The organism is Kutzneria sp. 744 (genome assembly GCF_000568255.1).
Classification (GTDB): domain Bacteria; phylum Actinomycetota; class Actinomycetes; order Mycobacteriales; family Pseudonocardiaceae; genus Kutzneria.
In genome coordinates, this window is record NZ_KK037166.1 from 2392602 (window position 1) to 2412852 (window position 20251).

The following is a 20251-nucleotide window of genomic DNA, read 5'->3' on the forward strand; positions in this document are numbered from 1 at the left end:
CCAGCGAGTAGCTGACCGACGGGTGGCCGACCTAGAAGATCTGCCCGGTGTAGTCAACACAATACCGCGCACCAGGGTCGGCTCGTTCTCCCAGGTGAGCCCGGGCATGTCGTCGAGGCAGCCGGCGACGGTGCCCAGATCGGCCACGACGTCCTGGACAAAAAGAAAGGAATGACGTCGGACAGGGAGTCGGCGACCTTGTCGGCGGCCAGGCCGGTGAGCGCCTCGATCCGCTCGCGGGCGGCGTCCACGGCCTCGCCGGGCAGGCCGCGCCCGGTGAGCTCGGCCCGCACCCCGTCCCAGCCGATCTTGTCGAGCTTGTCCAGGCCGATGAAGAACGTGGACCAGGCCGACTCGTCCAGGCCGACGACGGCGGCCAGCGCGGACAGATACCGCCGGTCGGCCAGCCGCACGGTGGTGCCGCTCAGGCCGACGGCGGCCAGCGCCTGCGCGGTGGCCTCGATCAGCTCCACCTCGGCCAGCACCGACGCCTCGCCGATCATGTCGATGTCGCACTGGTAGAACTGCCGGTAGCGGCCCTTGGCCGGCCGCTCGGCCCGCCACACCGGCCCGAACTGGAAGGACCGGAACGGCTGCGGCAGCGTGGCCTGGTTGTTGCCGTAGAACCGGGTCAGCGGCACCGTCAGGTCGAAGCGCAGCCCGAGGTCGATCAGCTCGGACAGCGGCGTCTCCGCCTCCACGGTGGCCGGCAGGCCGCGCCGCAGCACCTGGAACAGCAGCTTCTCGTTCTCGCCGCCCTGCCCGCCGGTGAGCCGGGTGATGTCCTCCAGCGCCGGTGTCTCGATCCGCTGGTAGCCGAACCGGTGGTAGACGTCCGTGATCGTCGCGAGCACGTGGTCACGGGTGGCCACGGCCGACGGGAGCAGGTCACGGGTGCCCCGGGCGGGGCTGTTGTCCATCTTCACGGTGTCGGTTTCCTCAGCGAGTGGTTACGAGTCGAGCGTGGCCACGAAACGGGTCACGGCGTCGGTCTGGATGCGTTGTGCCAGCTTGCCGCCCGGCACCGCGGAGGCCAACTGATATAGCGGCCGACCAGGCATGTCCTCGCCGCGGGCCTCGGCCCGCAGCTGGGCCACGAGCAGCTCGGCGAACACCAGCGGGCCGGGGTCGCCGGCGCCGGACAGGCCGTCGGCCAGCCGCCGCAGCGCCAGGATGCCCAGTTCGCGCCCGCCGACCGCGCTGTACGTGGCCAGGGCGATGTTGATCGTGCGGCCCTTGGGAGCGCCGCTGATCAGCATGCCGATGGTGCGGTTGCCGCGCACGTCGGTGACCATCAGGTCCAGGTCGGTCAGGCCGTGCAGGTCCACGGTCCGGGTGCCCAGCGCCCGCACCGACACCTTGGGGCTCTCCAGCCACACCCGTCGGCGGGCCTCCACGACGGCCAGCACGATCAGCGGGATGGCGACCACGAGGGCGGCGATGCCGCCGGCGAGGAAGCCGCCGAGCAGGGCCACCAGCTCCCCGATCACCAGGCCCAGCACGAGGGCCGCGACCACCACGTAGCGGGCGCGCTTGCGCACCACCGCCACGTCCAGCAGGTCAAGCGGGATGCGCTCGGGCACGCCTCACATCCCCCGTCGCGGCGCGGAGGGACGGTCGTCGAGGCCCAGCAGGAACGGGTTGCCGGCGCGCTCGCGTCCGATGGTGCTGGAGCCGCCGTGGCCGGGCAGCACCACGGTGTCGTCGGGCAGGGTCAACACCTTGTCCCGCAACGAGTCCAGCATCGCCGAGTGGTCGCCGCCGGAAAAAATACGGTGCGGCCGATCGAGCCGGCGAACAGGGGTCGCCGGACAGCACGAGCCGGCCGCCCTCCTCGGTGCCGGCGCGGAACATCACCGAGCCGCCGGTGTGGCCCGGGGTGTGGTCCACCAGCAGTCGCAGGCCGGCCAGGTCCAGGGTGACGCCGTCGGCCAGCTCGCGGACCTCGGACGGCTCGCGCATCTCCAGGCGTCCGCCGAAGAACGCGGCCGTCTCGGCGCTCACGCCCTTGAGCGGGTCGGACAGCATGGCTCGGTCGGCGGGGTGGATCCAGGCCGGCACGTCATTGCCGTCGCACACCGGCGTGACCGAGAAGGAATGATCGAAATGACCGTGCGTGAGCAGCACGGCGACCGGCGACAGCCGGTGCTCGCGCACCGCCTCCATGATCGGCTCGACCGCGTCCTGGCCGGGGTCGACGACGACGCAGGCCTCGCCCTCACCGGCCGCGAGCAGGTAGCAGTTGGCCTGGAGGGCGCCGGTCGGGAACCCGACGACGAGCACGGGCGAACCTCCATCTGGGCGCGGAACGACCGGCCAAGCCTACCGGTTGGGGACCACCACACAGCGGTCACACCCCGTCGTCCTACACTCGCGGCAGTCTTGTCGTCACTACCATGGGGAGAGCGCAGGTGCCGAGCAACGAACAGCGCCGCGAGGCCGCGAAGCGGAAGTTGGAGCGGCAGCTCGTTCGTCGAGCTCAGCGGGCCCGGCGCCGCCGCGTCACCAGCATCTCCGTGACCACCGTCGTGGTCCTACTGGTCGCGGGTGGCATCTGGTTCGCCGTCGCCAACGCCGGCAGCGGGTCGTCGACCGCGGCGTCACCGTCCTCGGACGCGCCGACCTCGACGTCGAAGCCGCCGATCACCATCCCGACGGCGCTGGCCGCCGCGCCCAAGCGTCCCACGCCGCTGGCCCCCACGGTGGACTGCAAGTACACCAAGGAGGGCGACGCCGCCAAGGCCAACAACCTGCCGAACGGCTCGGGCATCTCCACCCAGGGCACCGTGACGGTGACGCTGAAGACCAACGACGGCGACATCCCGCTGACGCTGGACCGGGCGCTCGCGCCGTGCGCGGTGAACAGCTTCGTGAGCCTGTCCGGCCAGGGCTACTACGACAACACCAGCTGCCACCGGCTGAGCACGTCCGGCCTGCAGATGCTCCAGTGCGGCGACCCCAAGGGCGACGGCACCGGCGGCCCCGGCTACAAGTTCGACGACGAGGTGTGGCCCTCGCTCACCTACGGCCGCGGCTACCTGGCCATGGCCAACTCGGGCCCGAACACCAACGGCAGCCAGTTCTTCCTGGTCTACGGCGACGCGCAGCTGCAGCCGAACTTACTGTCTTCGGCACCATCTCCGACGTCGGCCTGAAGAGATCGACTACATCGCCCAAGCCCGGTGACGTCGGCGCCTTCGACAGCAGCGCCGGCGTTGGCCCCCCCAACAAAGAAGGTGACCATCACCAAGTCCCAGGTCGCGGCCTGATTCCGACGCACCGACGGCTGCGCATCCCCTGACCGGGGTGCGCAGCCGTTGTCGTGTCGGCCGGCTACCGCGTCAGCACGTAGCCGTCGTCGGGGCGGTGGTCACGCGAACGCCGGAGATCCGCGAAGGCGAAGGTGCGCTGAAGCCAGCGGTCCCTGCCGTCATAACGCGGCCGGAAGGCCGTGCGGCCATGCAGAGACACATGGTTGTCCACGATGGCCAGGTCGCCGGATTCCAACCGTAAAGTGAACGCCACCTCGTCGATGCGATCACGGAGCTCGGCGAGCGCGGCCCTCGCAGCCGGGGTCTCACCATTCGTGGCAGCGAAATCCACCTTGATATCGGGGTCGTCCAGGTCGCCGTGCAGCACCGCGTGCTGTTGACCCTGATCGTCCGCCTCGCCGAATGACGGCGGTGCCTGCGTGGTGAAGTCCGGCCGCGCCAGGCCGGCCCTTGATTGCTCCGACAGCAGCGGAAGAGCCTGCCTGATGGAGGCGGTGCGCAGGCCCGCGACGCGGTCGTGGTCGGGCCGCAGGCACAGCAGCATCACGAAGTCCGGGCGATGCGGGTGGAACGCATTCTCGTTGTGCATCATCAGGTCGACCGATCCGGCATTGCCCTGGAATTCCTCCTGGCCGGGCACCGGAACCACGTCCTGGACCAGGGCTCCTGATTTCTCGGCCAGGAACGCGGCCGGGTCGCCGAGCCCGCAGGCCGTCATCAGCAACACCGCCGCGGGGATGCTGGGGGCGCGCTGAGCCGATCCCCGCACGGACGGGGTGCTGGGCAACTCGTCTTCGTGCACATCAAGGCCACGCACGACAAACACGCCCTGGGGACCGGAGTCACGGCGGAACTCCCGCAGGCGCCCGCGGTAACGAGCGGGAAGCTCCTCCCAGGCCGTCCTCGCGCGCGCGACCCACTGCCGGTCGTCGACCGCATCCGCCAGAGTCGTCAAGTACTGTGCCACGGCGTCCAGTTCCTTGGATTCCGCCGGAGTCAAGGTCAGGATGACATCATCCGGGCTTGACGATTCCCGTCGCATTACAAACCCCCACCAAGTTCGATTCCACTAGCCGTTGACCGCCGAGGCGAACTCGGGACCGTATCGACCGGACCCGACGCGTTATTTGTCACCAGAAGCGGTTCCCTCCGCCGAATCCAGCATCGCCGCCACCGCCGTCCACACCCGGGCGAGCATGTCGGGCCGAGTCATGTCGTTGTGCGTGCAGGGAAGATGCGCTTCGGCGATCCTCCCGAAAACGTTGTCCTTCCACCGCTCGGCGGGGTTCGGGTCCGGCAGTCCACCGTTGTCGGCGGCAATGAGCAGGAGGTCGCCCGTGAACTTGCCGGGCACATGCTCGGACTGAGCCCTCAGGTTCGTCCGGAACACCTGCGCGGCCCGGGCGAGCTGATCCTCCGAGAATTCCGCGGCGGCGTCGGCCGTGAACCGCTGCGCCGCGTCACGGAACCTGAGCATGAATTCCTCGGGGCCGACGGCCTGCTCATCCGCCCCGTCAGCGCCGAGCTGACGGTTGCCACCGACCGGATAGGCGTCCATGACGATCAGGGCTTCGACGCGTTCGCCACAGGATTCCAACTGGACCGCCACCTCGTGGGCGACGATCCCGCCGAAGGACCAACCCAGGACGCGGTAGGGCCCGGACGGCTGGACTCGGCGGATTTCCTTGATGTACTCCGCCGCCATCTCCTGGACCGACTCCAGGGACTGCCGGGCGCCGTCGAGACCCCGGGACTGGAGTCCATAGAGCGGGTAGTCCGCGGGCGCGTACCGCACGAGGGGCAGGTAGCACCAGCTCAGCCCGGCCGCCGGGTGCACGCAGAACAGAGGAGCACGAGTTCCCGTTGTCCTGATCGGCAGCGTGACACCGAGAGCGTCATCGACGCCGGCCAAGTCGGCATCGGGCAACCCCAGGCAATTGGCCAGTCCGGTGACGGTGGGATGCTCGAACAACGATCGGATGCTGGCCTCTGCCCCCAACTCCGCACGGATACGACTGATCACCCGCGTGGCAAGGAGGGAATGGCCACCCAGGTCAAAGAAGTTGTCATCCACCCCGACCCCGGGCACGCCCAACACCTCAGCGAAGATCCCGCACAGCACTTCCTCCTGCACCGTCGCCGGGCCCCGGTCGGACACCACCAGGCTGTAATCCGGCGCGGGCAGAGCCTTCCGGTTCAGCTTTCCGTTGACCGTCACCGGGAACTCGTCCAACACCACAACCGCCGACGGCACCATGTAATCCGGCATCCGTACCGCCAGATCCGCCCGCACCACCGCCGCCAAACCCTCCCCCACAACGCCGACCGTTCCACCCGACCCCTCACCCAGGTCATCACCGGGCTGCGAAGCCGGCGTGACGTAAGCAATAACCCGCTTGTCCCCCGCGACATCCTCACGCACCACCGCCACCGCCTGACCGACCCGATCATGAGCAGCCAAGACCGTCTCGATCTCACCCAGCTCGATCCGGAACCCCCGGATCTTCACCTGATCATCCACACGACCCTCGAACACCAACTCACCCTGAGCCGTCCACCGCACCAAATCCCCAGTGCGATACATCCGCTGCCCAGCAACGAAAGGACACGCCACGAACCTCTGCGCGGTCAACCCCGGACGACCCAAATACCCCCGCGCCAACTGCGCGCCCGCAATATACAGCTCACCCACCACACCCGACGCCACCGGCTCCAACTCCGCGTCCAACACGAACACCTGCGTGTTCCACAGTGGACGCCCGATCGGAACCTCACCCTCCTCCCCACTCTCGCAGGAGTGGGCAGTGGCATACACCGTCGCCTCAGTAGGCCCATAGATATTGGAGATCCGCGCCCCCGGAAGCCAAGAACCGATCTGCCCCACCAACTGCCGCGACACCGCCTCACCACACAACGCGACAACACTGTCCGTCACCGCACCAGACCCCTGCCCGACAGCCACGTTCGCAAACACCGACGGCGCACCACTGAGCAACCGACCCGACAACGGCAACCCCGCCACCGCCAACAAATTCGCCACCACGTCGACACATCCACCAGCCACCAACGGACCAAACAACTCAAACACCGAAATATCAAAACTGAACGACGTCGACGCAAGCACATGCGACAACCCGTCCTGGCCGAACTCGCCCACACCCCAACACAACAGATTCACCACACCACGATGCGGAACAACAACACCCTTCGGACGACCCGTAGAACCCGACGTGTAAATGACATACGCCGGATGCCCCGGCAACAACACCGACACACCAACCACATCAGCCTGCTCGCCCTGGTAGGACTGCTCGTCGACCACCAACACCGGCACATCCGACCCGAACTCGCGGTGAGTCTGCCGATCGGTCAGCACCAGCACGGGACCCGCGTCATCGAGCATGTACTCGACACGCTCAGCCGGATAACTCGCATCGATCGGCAGATACGCACCGCCGGCCTTCAGCACGCCCAACAGCGCCACCATGAGCTCAGCCGACCGGCGCAGGATCACCCCGACCACGCGCTCCGGGCCCACACCCCTCTCGACCAACACCCGAGCCAAGCCGTTCGCCCGAGCATCCAACTCACGGTAACTCAGCTCCTCGCCCTCGAACACCACCGCGATCGCATCCGGCGTCCGCACCACCTGCGCCTCGAACAACTCCGGCAACGTCACGGCCGGAACCTCACGCGCCGTGTCATTCCATTCGACCAGAACCCGCTCACGCTCGGTCTCGGCCAACACCGGCACGTGACGCATGGCGGTGTCCGGGGCGGTTTCCAGCAGCGCCACCATGTCCTCCAGGGCAGTGACCACCATCAGACACACCGCAGCCGGATCAAGCGGCGCCACGACCTGTGCGGTGACACCGAATCCCACGCCGGTGTCATCGACCGCGACCGTCACCGGATAGTTCGTGCGGTCCTGCACGTGCAGGGCCCGAATGCCGTCAAACCTCAGGCCTTGACCGGGATCGGTTACCGGGCTGTGCCGGTAGTTCAGCAGCGACGTGAACACCGGAGCTGGCGCCCGCACGCCGCTGACCCGCTGAGCCAACGACAACGGTGCATGCTCATGCATCAACACACCGGCCAACTGGGACTGCATCCCCCTCACCGCATCCACCACTCCAACGGCACCGGTGGACACTCGCACCGGCAGGGTGTTGATGAACATCCCCAACGCCCGATCAGCGTCAGCGCCGGCATTCATCCGCCCCAACAGCACCGTTCCGAAAACCACGTCCTCACGCCCCGACGTCGCCGCCACCACCCGCGCCCACACCAGATGGAACAACGTCGCCGGACTGACACCGACCCGCCGGGCCTGCTCCCGCACCCGAGCCGCCAACGTCGCATCCACCGCCAGCGTTGCTTCGGTGACCGTGGAGGCATCACCACGGACATCCAAGATCCCGAACGGCGCCGTCGGCTCATCCACATCACCCAACAGATCAGCGAAGTACCGCTCATGCTCCGCCCGCGACACACCCAAACGAGCCTGAGCCACAAAATTCCGGAACGGCACCGGCACCGGCAGTCGGGCTTCCTGCCCGGTCAGGAACGCGTGCGCCTCTTCGATCATCACCTCCAGCGCGGCGTGATCCTGGACCAGATGCTGCACGCGCATCAGAACCAGCCACCGGTCGGTGCCGGGTTCCGCCGCGACGTAGGCCCGGAGCAACGGGGCCTGGTCAAGGTCCATCGCCTGAGTACCCACGGCCAGCAACTGCTCGACCGGGTCCACCCCAGGCTCAAGCACCATTTCCTGCACAGGCAGCGATGCGTGCCGCCACACAACCTGAACCGGCTCGGGCAATCCCTGCCACAGCACCGCGGTCCGCAGAATATCGTGACGGTCGATGACCCGCTGGACCGCGGTCAGGAAGTCATCCAACCGCATACGGGAGTCGAAGCCCAACACACGCGGCAACACATACACATCGCCACCAGCGTCGCCGGCGGCCATCAGATGGTGGAAGAAGATGCCTTCCTGCAACGGCGCCAACGGATAAACATCAGCCAGATTCGCCGCCCCGCCCGGAACATGGGCGAGGATCGTATCGATCTGCTCGCTGTCCAGCTCCACCAACGGCAGCATGTCCGGAGTGATCACCGTGGCGTCAGCGGGAATCCCGTTGGGCGGCACCACAACCTGCGTGGACTGCTCCAACCGGCCCGAAAGCCCCGCGACAGTGGGATGTTCGAACAACGACCGGATGCTCGCCTCAACCCCCAGCGCAGCCCGAATCCGGCTGATCACCCGCGTCGCCAGCAGCGAATGACCACCCAGGTCAAAGAAGTTGTCATCCACCCCGACCCGGGGGACGCCGAGAACCTCGGCGAAGATCCCACACAGCACTTCCTCCTGGACCGTGACCGGGCCCCGGTCGGACACCGCCAGGCTGTAATCAGGCGCCGGCAGGGCCTTGCGGTCCAGCTTGCCGTTCACCGTCAGCGGGAACGCGTCCAGCACCACGACGGCTGAGGGCACCATGTACTCCGGCACTCGCGCGGCCAGATGCGCCCGCACCAGCGCGGATAAACCATCCGTTTCCGCGGGCTGCACAGCCGGGACCACGTAAGCGATAAGCCGCTTGTCCCCTGGGAAACCTTCACGCACCACGGCCGCCGCCTGCGCGACCTGCTCGTGGGCGGCCAGGACCGCTTCGACCTCGCCCAGCTCGATCCGGAAGCCGCGGACCTTCACCTGGTCGTCCACGCGGCCCTCGAACACCAACTCGCCCTGAGCGGTCCACCGCACCAAATCTCCGGTGCGATACATCCGCTGCCCCACAAGGAAAGGACAAGCGACAAACCGCTCACCAGTCAAACCCGGCCGACCCAGATAGCCCCTCGCCAACTGGGCACCGGCCACATACAGCTCACCCACCACACCCGGTGCCACCGGCTGCAAAGCCCCGTCCAGCACGAACACCTGCGTGTTCCACACCGGAGTGCCGATCGACACCACACCCTCGGTCTCACAGCGTGAGGAGGTGACATCCACGGTGGTCTCGGTGAGTCCGTACAAGTTGTGCAGTTCCGCGTCGAGCACCTGCCGACACCGTGCGCCCAACTCGGCGGGCAGCTGCTCGCCACCGCTGAACACCGCACGCAGACTCCCGCACCCGGCAGCGCCGGGTTCGTGCAGGAACACTTGCAGCATCGAAGGAACGAACTGCGCGATGGTGATCCGCTCATCCTGGATCAGTTCGGCCAAATAGGCCAGGTCCCGGTGCCCACCGGGCCGGGCCAGGACCAGCACCGCTCCCCGCAGCAACGGCCAGAAGAACTCCCACACCGACGCGTCGAATCCGGCGGGAGTCTTCTGCAACACCCGATCGGTGTCCCGCAGCCGATACTCGTTCTGCATCCACACCATGTGATTGACCAGGTTGTGGTGGGGGACGGAAACGCCCTTGGGGCGACCGGTGGAACCAGAGGTGTAGATGACATAGGCCGGATGCGCCGGCAGCAGAGGACTCACACGCTCCACATCGGACAGATCATTACCGTCCACATCGGACTGTACGCCGATCGCCAGCACCGGCATCGACCCGAACTCGTCTCGGGTCTCCTCCCCGGTCAGCACGAGCGCGGGACTCGCGTCGTCGAGCATGTACCGAATCCGTCCGGTCGGGTAGTCCGGATCGATCGGCAGATAAGCGCCACCGGCCTTCAACACGGCCAGCAACGCCACCACCAACTCCACCGACCGCGGCAACATCACCGCGACCAAGCGCTCCGGACCCACACCCCGCCCGATCAACACCCGCGCCAACCGGTTCGCCCGAGCGTTCAACGCCCCGTAGCTGAACTCCTCGCCCTCGAACACCACGGCAGTCGCATCCGGGGTCCTCGCCACCTGCGCCTCGAACAACTCCGGCAACGTCGCGACCGGAACCTCACGCGCGGTGTCATTCCACTCGACCACCACCCGCTCACGCTCGGCGAGACCCACGACCTCGACGTGGCGCACGCGAACCTGCGGATCGGCGGTGACCATGTCCAGAACCCGCAGGAACCGCTCCACCAGCAAACGCGCCGTGCCCCGCTCGAACAGGTCGGTGGCATACGTCAACACACCACCGATCCCCGCCGGCCGCCCGTCGACGAAGGCTTCCATCAGCGAGAAGTCCAGGTCGAACTTCGCCGGCACCTGCCCCATCGGCTGCCTCGCGACAGCCAACCCCGGCAGATCCATCATCGGGGTTGCAGTGTTGTTCACCGTCAACATCACCTGGAACAGGGGATGACGCGCCATCGACCGGGCCGGCGCCAACTCCTCCACCAGCCGCTCGAACGGCACATCCTGATGGGCGAACGCACCCAGGCCGGCCTCACGCACCCGATCCAGGACCTCACCGAACGACGGATCACCCGACAGATCAGTGCGCAGCACCAGGGTGTTGACGAAGAACCCGACCAACTCGTCCAACGCCTCATCGGTACGCCCGGCGATCGGCGACCCAATCGGAATATCGATACCAGCGCCCAACCGGGACAACAGCACCGCCACACCAGCCTGCAACACCATGAACGGCGTCACCCCACGCGCCCGGGCCACCTCGACCAAACGCTCATGCACCCCAGCCGAAACCCGGACCTCGACGCTGTCGCCGCGATGGCTGGCCACCGGCGGACGAGCCCGATCCACCGGCAACGCCAACTCCTCAGGCGCTCCGGCCAGGGCCCGCTGCCAGTACACGATCTGCTCACCCAACACACCGACCGTGTCATGATCACTACCAAGCAAATCACGCTGCCACAGCATGTAGTCCGCGTACTGCACCGGCAACGGAGCCCATTCCGGGGCCAGTCCTGACAGACGCGCGGTATAGGCCGTGGAGATATCCCGGGCCAGCGGCGCCATCGACCAACCGTCGCCGGCGATGTGATGCAGCACCAACACCAACACGTGTTCGTCCGGCGCGACGGCGAACACGGTCACACGCAACGGAATCTCACGCGACAGATCAAACCCAGCCCCGGCACGGTCGGCAATCAAAGCCGGCAGTTCGGCCTCGTCCGCCGCCATCACCGGCAGGTCCATCACCACCTGCTCAATCGGCAAGATGTGCTGGCTCGGCTGCCCGTCAACGGCCGGGAAAACAGTGCGCAGGCTCTCATGCCGACCCACCACATCCCGCAACGCCAGCTGCAATGCAGCGTGGTCAAGGGCACCGGTCAGACGCAACACCGCCGGAATGTTGTACACCCCGGCCGAACCGTCCAACTGCTCCAAGAACCACAACCGCTGCTGCGCAAACGACACCGGCACCACCGCCGGACGCACACCCGCCACCAGCGCAGGCCGACCAACAGCAGCACCAGTCAACCGGTCGGAAAGTCCCCCGACAGTGGGGTGCTCGAACAACGCCCGGATACTGGCCTCAACGCCCAGCGCCGACCGGATACGGCTGACGACACGCGTCGCCAGCAGCGAATGCCCACCCAGATCAAAGAAGTTGTCCTCCACTCCGACCCTGGGCACGCCCAACACCTCGGCGAAAATCCCGCACAGCACTTCTTCACGAGGCGTCGCCGGCCCACGGTCGGACACCGCCCGGCTGTAGTCAGGTGCCGGCAGGGCCCTACGGTCCAGCTTTCCGTTCACCGTCAACGGGATCTCATCGAGCACCACGATCGCCGAAGGCACCATGTAGTCCGGCACCCGCGCCGCCAGATGCGCCCGCACCACCGACGGCAAGCCATCCCCAGCCGAGTCGTCACCGGGCTGCGAAGCCGATACCACGTAGGCGATAAGCCGCTTGTCCCCCGGAACGTCCTCGCGCACCACGGCCACCGCCTGAGCGACCTGGTCTTGGGCGGCCAAGACCGCCTCGACCTCGCCCAGTTCGATGCGGTACCCGCGGATCTTCACCTGGTCGTCAGCGCGGCCTTCGAACACCAACTCGCCCTGAGCGGTCCACCGCACCAAATCCCCAGTGCGATACATCCTTTCCCCGGCAAGGAAAGGACACGCGACAAACCGCTGACCGGTCAATCCCGGGCGGCCCAGATAGCCCCGAGCCAACTGCGCGCCGGCCACATACAGCTCACCCACCACGCCGGGCGCGACCGGCTGCAATCCGGCGTCCAGCACGAACACCTGTGTGTTCCACATCGGACGGCCGATCGGGACCAGGCCGCTGGACGTCTCATGATCTGCATCGACCAGGTGGTCGGTGCAGCCCACCGTCGTCTCGGTCGGCCCGTAGTGGTTGACGAATGCAACACCGGGATTCGTGTGACGCCATTCCCGCAGTCGGGCATGGGTCATCGCTTCCCCGCCCACCATCATCTGCCCGGTGGGAACGCAGTTGCCGGGCAAGGTGTCCATCAGCGACAAGTGGCTCGGCGTCGCCTTCAGGAACGTCAACCGCTCCCGACCGATCGTCGCGGAAAGATCCTCGTCCAGCGCGGCCACGTACACACGGCCGCCGGAGGTCAGCGCGCCATAGAGGCCGGTCACACCCAGATCGAATGAAATCGACGAGTGCAGAAGAGTGCTCCCGCTCACGTCCGGATACGCTTCGCGGCACCGGGCAACGTAGTTCACCAGCGAGCGATGGCTGGTGACGACGCCCTTGGGACGGCCGGTGGACCCCGACGTGTAGATGACATACACCGGGTGCCCCGGCGACAACCGGCCGATCCGATCCGCGTCGGACACATCCGCGCCGTCCACACCGGTCTGCTCGCCCTGGTAAGACTGGCCGTCGATCGCCAGCACCGGCACATCCGCCTCGATCGAACGAGCGCCGTCCTGATCGGTCAGCACAAGCACGGGACGCGCGTCGTCGAGGATGTGCTCGATCCGCCCGGCCGGGTCGAGCGGATCGATCGGCAGATAAGCACCGCCGGCCTTGACCACGCCCAGCAGAGCCACCATCAACTCCACCGAGCGCGGCAACATCACCGCGACCAAGCGCTCCGGACCCACACCACGCGAGATCAGCACCCGAGCCAACCGGTTCGCCCGAGCGTTCAACTCCCCGTAGCTCAGCTTCTCACCCTGGAAGACCAGCGCGGTCGCGTCCGGGGTCCGTGCCACCTGGGCCTGGAACAACTCCGGCAACGTCGCGACCGGAACCTCCCGCGCCGTGTCATTCCACTCGACCAGAACCCGCTCACGCTCAGCGGCATCCAGGACCTGCACGTGACGCACCGGCGTGTCCGGGACGGTCTCCAACAACGCCACCACGTTCTCCAACGCGGTGCACACCATCGCGCACACGGCATTCGGATCAAGTGGCGCCACCACCTTCGCGGTGACAGCAAATCCCACACCGGTGTCATCAACCGCCAGCGCCACCGGATAGTTCGTGCGCTCCTGGGCATGCAGGGACTGAATGCCATCGAACTTCATGCCTTGGTCGGGATCGGTTCCCGGCGCAGCCACCGGGCTGTGCCGGTAGTTGAGCAGCGAGGTGAACACCGGGGCTGGCGCCCGCACGCCGCTGACCCGCTGAGCCAACGACAACGGCGCGTGCTCATGCATCAACACCGCAGCAAGCTGGGACTGCATCGCCCGAACCGCGTCCGCCACACCCACCATGCCCGTGGATACGCGCAGCGGCAGGGTGTTGATGAACATGCCCAACGCCCGATCAGCGTCAGCGCCGGCATTCATCCGCCCCAGCAGGACTGTTCCGAAAACCACGTCCTCACGACCCGATGTCGCCGCCACCACCCGCGCCCACACCAGATGGAACAACGTCGCCGGACTAACCCCAACCCGCCGGGCCTGTTCCCGCACCCGGTCCGCCAGCACCATGTCCACCATCACCGCCGCTACGGTGACCGTGGAAGCATCACCACGCACGTCCAAGATCCCGAACGGCGCCGTCGGCTCGTCCACATCACCCAACAGATCGGTGAAGTACCGCTCGTGCTCCGCACGTGACACACCCAAACGAGCTTGAGCCACGAAATTCCGGAATGGCACCGGCTCTGGCAACCGGTCGGCCTGCCCGGTCAGGAACGCGTGCGCTTCCTCGATCATCACCTCCACCGCGGTGTGGTCCTGGACCAGGTGATGTATCCGCATCAGAACCAGCCACCGGTCGGTGCCGGGTTCCGCGGCGATGTGGGCCCGCAGCAGTGGGGCCCGACCGAGGTCGATCGCCTGCCGGCCCACGGCGAGCAGCTGCTCAACCGGCTCCGGGCCCGTCGAATCCAACGTGACTTCCTGCACGGGCAGCGGCGCGTCTCGCCACACGACCTGGACCGGCTCCGGCAACCCCTGCCACACCACCGCGGTCCGCAGAATGTCATGACGATCGACAACCCGCTGAACCGCGGCCAGGAAGTCATCCAGGCGGGCACGGGAGTCGAAGCCCAACACGCGCGGCAACACATACACATCGCCACCAGCGTCGCCAGTAGCCATCAAGTGGTGGAAGAAGATGCCTTCCTGCAACGGCGCCAACAGATAGACATCAGCCAGATTCGCCGCCCCGCCCGGAACATGGGCGAGGATCGTGTCGATCTGCTCGCTGTCCAGGTCCACCAACGGCAGCATGTCCGGAGTGATCACCGTGGCGTCATCGGGAATCCCGTTGGGCGGCACCACAACCTGCGTGGACTGCTCCAGCCGGCCCGAAAGCCCCGCGACAGTGGGATGTTCGAACAACGACCGGATGCTCGCCTCAACCCCCAGCGCAGCCCGAATCCGGCTGATCACCCGCGTCGCCAGCAGCGAATGACCACCCAGGTCAAAGAAGTTGTCATCCACCCCAACCCGGGGCACACCCAACACCTCGGCGAAAATCCCGCACAGCACTTCCTCCTGGACCGTCGCCGGGCCGCGATCGGACACCACCAGGCTGTAGTCGGGTGCCGGCAGCGCCTTACGGTCGAGCTTTCCGTTCACCGTCAACGGGAACGCGTCCAGCACCACAACCGCCGACGGCACCATGTACTCCGGCACCCGAGCGGCCACATGCGCCCGCACCAGCGCGGACAAACCATCCGTCTCCGCGTGCCGCACAGCCGGGACTACATAGGCGATAAGCCGTTTGTCCCCCGGCATATCCTCGCGCACCACGGCCACTGCTTGGACGACCTGGTCATGGCCGGCGAGGACCGCCTCGACCTCACCCAGCTCGATCCGGAAGCCGCGGACCTTCACCTGATCATCGATGCGGCCCTCGAACACCAACTCGCCCTGAGCAGTCCACCGCACCAAATCCCCAGTGCGATACATCCGCTGCCCCACAAGGAAAGGACACGCAACAAACCGCTCACCAGTCAAACCCGGCCGACCCAGATAGCCCCTCGCCAACTGCGCGCCGGCCACATACAACTCACCCACCACACCCGGCGCCACCGGACGCAAAGCCCCGTCCAGCACGAACACCTGCGTGTTCCACACCGGAGAACCGATCGGCGGCGGGACGGCGGCGTCATCCCCGGTGTCGACCAGGTGATCCGTGCAGCGAATGATCGTCTCGGTCGGCCCATAGATGTTGAGCAGCGCCGGCGTGTGACCACGATGGCGGGCCGACCACTGCCGCAACGGCTGCACATCCAGCGCCTCACCGCCGAGCACCACAGACCGCAACGCCAACTTGTCGCCCAGCTCAGGATTCTGCGCATCAGCCTGTACCAGCTGGGAAAACGCCGACGGAGTCTGACCCAACACCGTCACCCGCCGGTCGACCAGAAGCTCCAGCAACTCGACCGGGGCCCGCGTCGCCGCGAAGGGAACCACCACCAGGCTCCCACCATGCAACAACGCGCCCCACAACTCCAACACCGAGAAGTCGAAGGCGAACGAGTGGAACCACGCCCACACATCCCCCGTGTCAAAGGAGAACCGCCGCGCCATCCCGGCAAGGGAGTTCACGACACCGTGATGCGGGACAGTGACGCCCTTGGGACGACCGGTGGAACCAGAGGTGTAGATGACATAAGCCGGATGCCCTGGCAGCAGCCGACTCACACGCTCCACATCGGACACATTGGAACCGTCCAAACCGGACTGCCCGTCGATCACCAACACCGACGCCGACACAAAGTCGCGTTGAGTCTCCTGCCCGGCCAGCACGAGCACAGGACGCGCGTCCTGGAGCATGTACTCGACCCGCTCGGCCGGATAATCCGGATCGATCGGCAGATAAGCGCCGCCGGCCTTCAGCACCGCCAGCAACGCCACCACCAACTCCACCGACCGCGGCAACATCACCCCCACCACACGCTCCGGACCAACACCCCGCCCGACCAACACCCGCGCCAACCGATTCGCCCGAGCGTTCAACTCGCCGTAGCTGAGCTCGTCACTCTCGAACACCACCGCGGTCGCGGTCGGCGTCCTCGCCACCTGCGCCTCGAACAACTCCGGCAGCAACGCCACCGGAACCTCACGAGCAGTGTCATTCCACTCAACGACTACGCGCTCACGCTCAGCAGGATCCATCACCTCGACCTGATGCACAGGGGCGTCCGGGGCGGCGGTCACCGCCTCCAGAACCCGCACGAACCGCTCCACCAGCAACCGTGCTGTGCCCCGGTCGAACAGATCGGTGGCATACGTCAGCACGCCCCCGATCCCCGCCGGACGTCCGTCGACGAAGGCTTCCATCAGCGAGAAGTCCAGATCGAACTTCGCCGGCAACTGCCCCACCGACTGCCTACCAATGCTCACGGCCGGCAGGTCCATCACCGGTGCAGCGGTGTTGTTCACCGTCAACATCACCTGGAACAAGGGATGACGCGCCATCGACCGGGCCGGCGCCAACTCCTCCACCAACCGCTCGAACGGCACATCCTGATGCGCAAACGCACCCAGCCCCGACTCACGCACCCGGTCGAGGACCTCGCTGAACGATGGATCACCCGACAAATCAGTCCGCAGCACCAGGGTGTTGACGAAGAACCCGACCAACTCATCCAGAGCCTCGTCAGTGCGCCCGGCGATCGGCGACCCAATCGGAATATCGACACCGGCACCTAGGCGAGACAGCAGGACCGCGACGCCGGCCTGCAACACCATGAACGGCGTCACCCTACGCGCCCGGGCCACCTCGACCAAGCGCTCATGCACCCCAGCCGAAACCCGGACCTCGACATCCTCGCCGCGATGGCTGGCCACCACTGGACGCGGCCGATCCACCGGCAACGCCAACTCCTCAGGCGCCCCGGCCAAAGCCTGCCGCCAGTACGAGATCTGGTCGCTCACAACACTGGTCGGATCATCCTCGCCACCGAGCAGTTCGCGCTGCCACACCGTGTAATCCGCGTACTGCACCGGCAACGGGACCCACTCCGGCGCCCGCCCCGACACCCGCGCCGCATACGCGGTGGAGATATCCCGCGCCAACGGTGCCATCGACCACCCGTCACCGGCAATGTGATGCAACACCAACACCAACACATGCTCGTCCTGACCGACGGCGAACACGGTCACACGCAACGGAATCTCACGCGACAGATCAAACCCCGCACCCACCTGCCGACTAATCAGATTCGACAGCTCCGCCTCGGTGGCCGTCACCACCGGCAGCGCGACCACAACCTGATCGGTCGGCAGAATCTGCTGGCAGGGCTGCCCGTCGACGGCGGGGAAAACAGTGCGCAGGCTCTCATGCCGGCCCACCACATCCCGCAACGCCAGCTGCAAAGCCTCGTAGTCAAGGACTCCAGTCAGACGCAACACCGCCGGAATGTTGTACACCCCAGCCAAACCATCCAACTGCTCCAAGAACCACAACCGCCGCTGCGCAAACGACACCGGCACCACCGCCGGACGCACACCCGCCACCAACGCCGGCCGACCAACACCAGCACCAACCAACCCGGCAGCCAACCCCGCAACGGTGGGATGGTCGAACAACGACCGAATACTCGCCTCAACCCCCAACACCGCACGGATACGACTGATCACCCGCGTGGCAAGGAGGGAATGGCCACCCAGGTCAAAGAAGTTGTCCTCCACCCCGACCCCGGGCACGCCCAACACCTCAGCGAAGATCCCGCACAGCACTTCCTCCTGCACCGTCGCCGGGCCCCGGTCGGACACCACCAGGCTGTAATCCGGCGCGGGCAGAGCCTTCCGGTTCAGCTTTCCGTTGACCGTCACCGGGAACTCGTCCAACACCACAACCGCCGACGGCACCATGTAATCCGGCATCCGTACCGCCAGATCCGCCCGCACCACCGCCGCCAAACCCTCCCCCACAACGCCGACCGTTCCACCCGACCCCTCACCCAGGTCATCACCGGGCTGCGAAGCCGGCGTGACGTAAGCAATAACCCGCTTGTCCCCCGCGACATCCTCACGCACCACCGCCACCGCCTGACCGACCCGATCATGAGCAGCCAAGACCGTCTCGATCTCACCCAGCTCGATCCGGAACCCCCGGATCTTCACCTGACCATCCACACGACCCTCGAACACCAACTCACCCTGAGCCGTCCACCGCACCAAATCCCCAGTGCGATACATCCGCTGCCCAGCAACGAAAGGACACGCCACGAACCTCTGCGCGGTCAACCCCGGACGACCCAAATACCCCCGCGCCAACTGCGCGCCCGCAATATACAGCTCACCCACACACCCGACGCCCCGGCTCCAACTCGCGTCTACACGAAACACCTGCGTGTTCCACAGTGGACGCCCGATCGGAACCTCACCCTCCTCCCCACTCTCGGACCGTAGTGGAGACTCTCTCGCACGGATACGACTGATCACCCGCGTGGCAAGGAGGGAATGGCCACCCAGGTCAAAGAAGTTGTCATCCACCCCGACCCCGGGCACGCCCAACACCTCAGCGAAGATCCCGCACAGCACTTCCTCCTGCACCGTCGCCGGGCCCCGGTCGGACACCACCAGGCTGTAATCCGGCGCGGGCAGAGCCTTCCGGTTCAGCTTTCCGTTGACCGTCACCGGGAACTCGTCCAACACCACAACCGCCGACGGCACCATGTAATCCGGCATCCGTACCGCCAGATCCGCCCGCACCACCGCCGCCAAACCCTCCCCCACAACGCCGACCGTTCCACCCGACCCCTCACCCAGGTCATCACCGGGCTGCGAAGCCGGCGTGACGTAAGCAATAACCCGCTTGTCCCCCGCGACATCCTCACGCACCACCGCCACCGCCTGACCGACCCGATCATGAGCAGCCAAGACCGTCTCGATCTCACCCAGCTCGATCCGGAACCCCCGGATCTTCACCTGATCATCCACACGACCCTCGAACACCAACTCACCCTGAGCCGTCCACCGCACCAAATCCCCAGTGCGATACATCCGCTGCCCAGCAACGAAAGGACACGCCACGAACCTCTGCGCGGTCAACCCCGGACGACCCAAATACCCCCGCGCCAACTGCGCGCCCGCAATATACAGCTCACCCACCACACCCGACGCCACCGGCTCCAACTCCGCGTCCAACACGAACACCTGCGTGTTCCACAGTGGACGCCCGATCGGAACCTCACCCTCCTCCCCACTCTCGCAGGAGTGGGCAGTGGCATACACCGTCGCCTCAGTAGGCCCATAGATATTGGAGATCCGCGCCCCCGGAAGCCAAGAACCGATCTGCCCCACCAACTGCCGCGACACCGCCTCACCACACAACGCGACAACACTGTCCGTCACCGCACCAGACCCCTGCCCGACAGCCACGTTCGCAAACACCGACGGCGCACCACTGAGCAACCGACCCGACAACGGCAACCCCGCCACCGCCAACAAATTCGCCACCACGTCGACACATCCACCAGCCACCAACGGACCAAACAACTCAAACACCGAAATATCAAAACTGAACGACGTCGACGCAAGCACATGCGACAACCCGTCCTGGCCGAACTCGCCCACACCCCAACACAACAGATTCACCACACCACGATGCGGAACAACAACACCCTTCGGACGACCCGTAGAACCCGACGTGTAAATGACATACGCCGGATGCCCCGGCAACAACACCGACACACCAACCACATCAGCCTGTTCACCC

Annotated in this window: 5 protein-coding genes and 1 pseudogene; 1 reads left to right on the forward strand and 5 read right to left on the reverse strand. The window is 66.4% G+C overall.

All coding sequences use genetic code 11. The annotated features are described in order from the left end of the window. Positions 1–53: 53 nt before the first annotated feature. From KUTG_RS10710 to KUTG_RS10720, 3 genes and pseudogenes are all read right to left on the reverse strand, one after another. Positions 54–920, reverse strand: a complete 867-nt coding sequence (locus KUTG_RS10710; RefSeq protein WP_052394306.1) for an ATP phosphoribosyltransferase regulatory subunit — start codon at positions 918–920, stop codon at positions 54–56. Positions 921–950: 30 nt separating this feature from the next. Continuing rightward, positions 951–1583, reverse strand: a complete 633-nt coding sequence (locus tag KUTG_RS10715; protein ID WP_043716626.1) for a hypothetical protein — start codon at positions 1581–1583, stop codon at positions 951–953. Between the two features lie 3 nt (positions 1584–1586). Then, a pseudogene (locus KUTG_RS10720) lies at positions 1587–2283 on the reverse strand (MBL fold metallo-hydrolase). A gap of 113 nt (positions 2284–2396) precedes the next feature. Here KUTG_RS10720 and KUTG_RS10725 point away from each other — a divergent pair. Further along, positions 2397–3155, forward strand: a complete 759-nt coding sequence (locus KUTG_RS10725) for a peptidylprolyl isomerase (RefSeq protein WP_369794446.1) — start codon at positions 2397–2399, stop codon at positions 3153–3155. Positions 3156–3333: 178 nt separating this feature from the next. Here the strand turns inward: KUTG_RS10725 and KUTG_RS10730 are convergent, their stop codons facing one another. Beyond that, a complete protein-coding gene (locus tag KUTG_RS10730) occupies positions 3334–4272 on the reverse strand; it encodes a TauD/TfdA family dioxygenase (protein WP_232240747.1) in 939 nt (312 codons plus the stop codon). 123 nt (positions 4273–4395) lie between these two features. Beyond that, on the reverse strand, positions 4396–20226 hold the full coding sequence (locus tag KUTG_RS60975; protein ID WP_198047089.1) for a non-ribosomal peptide synthetase: 15831 nt from the start codon (positions 20224–20226) through the stop codon (positions 4396–4398). Between the last annotated feature and the right edge of the window lie 25 nt (positions 20227–20251).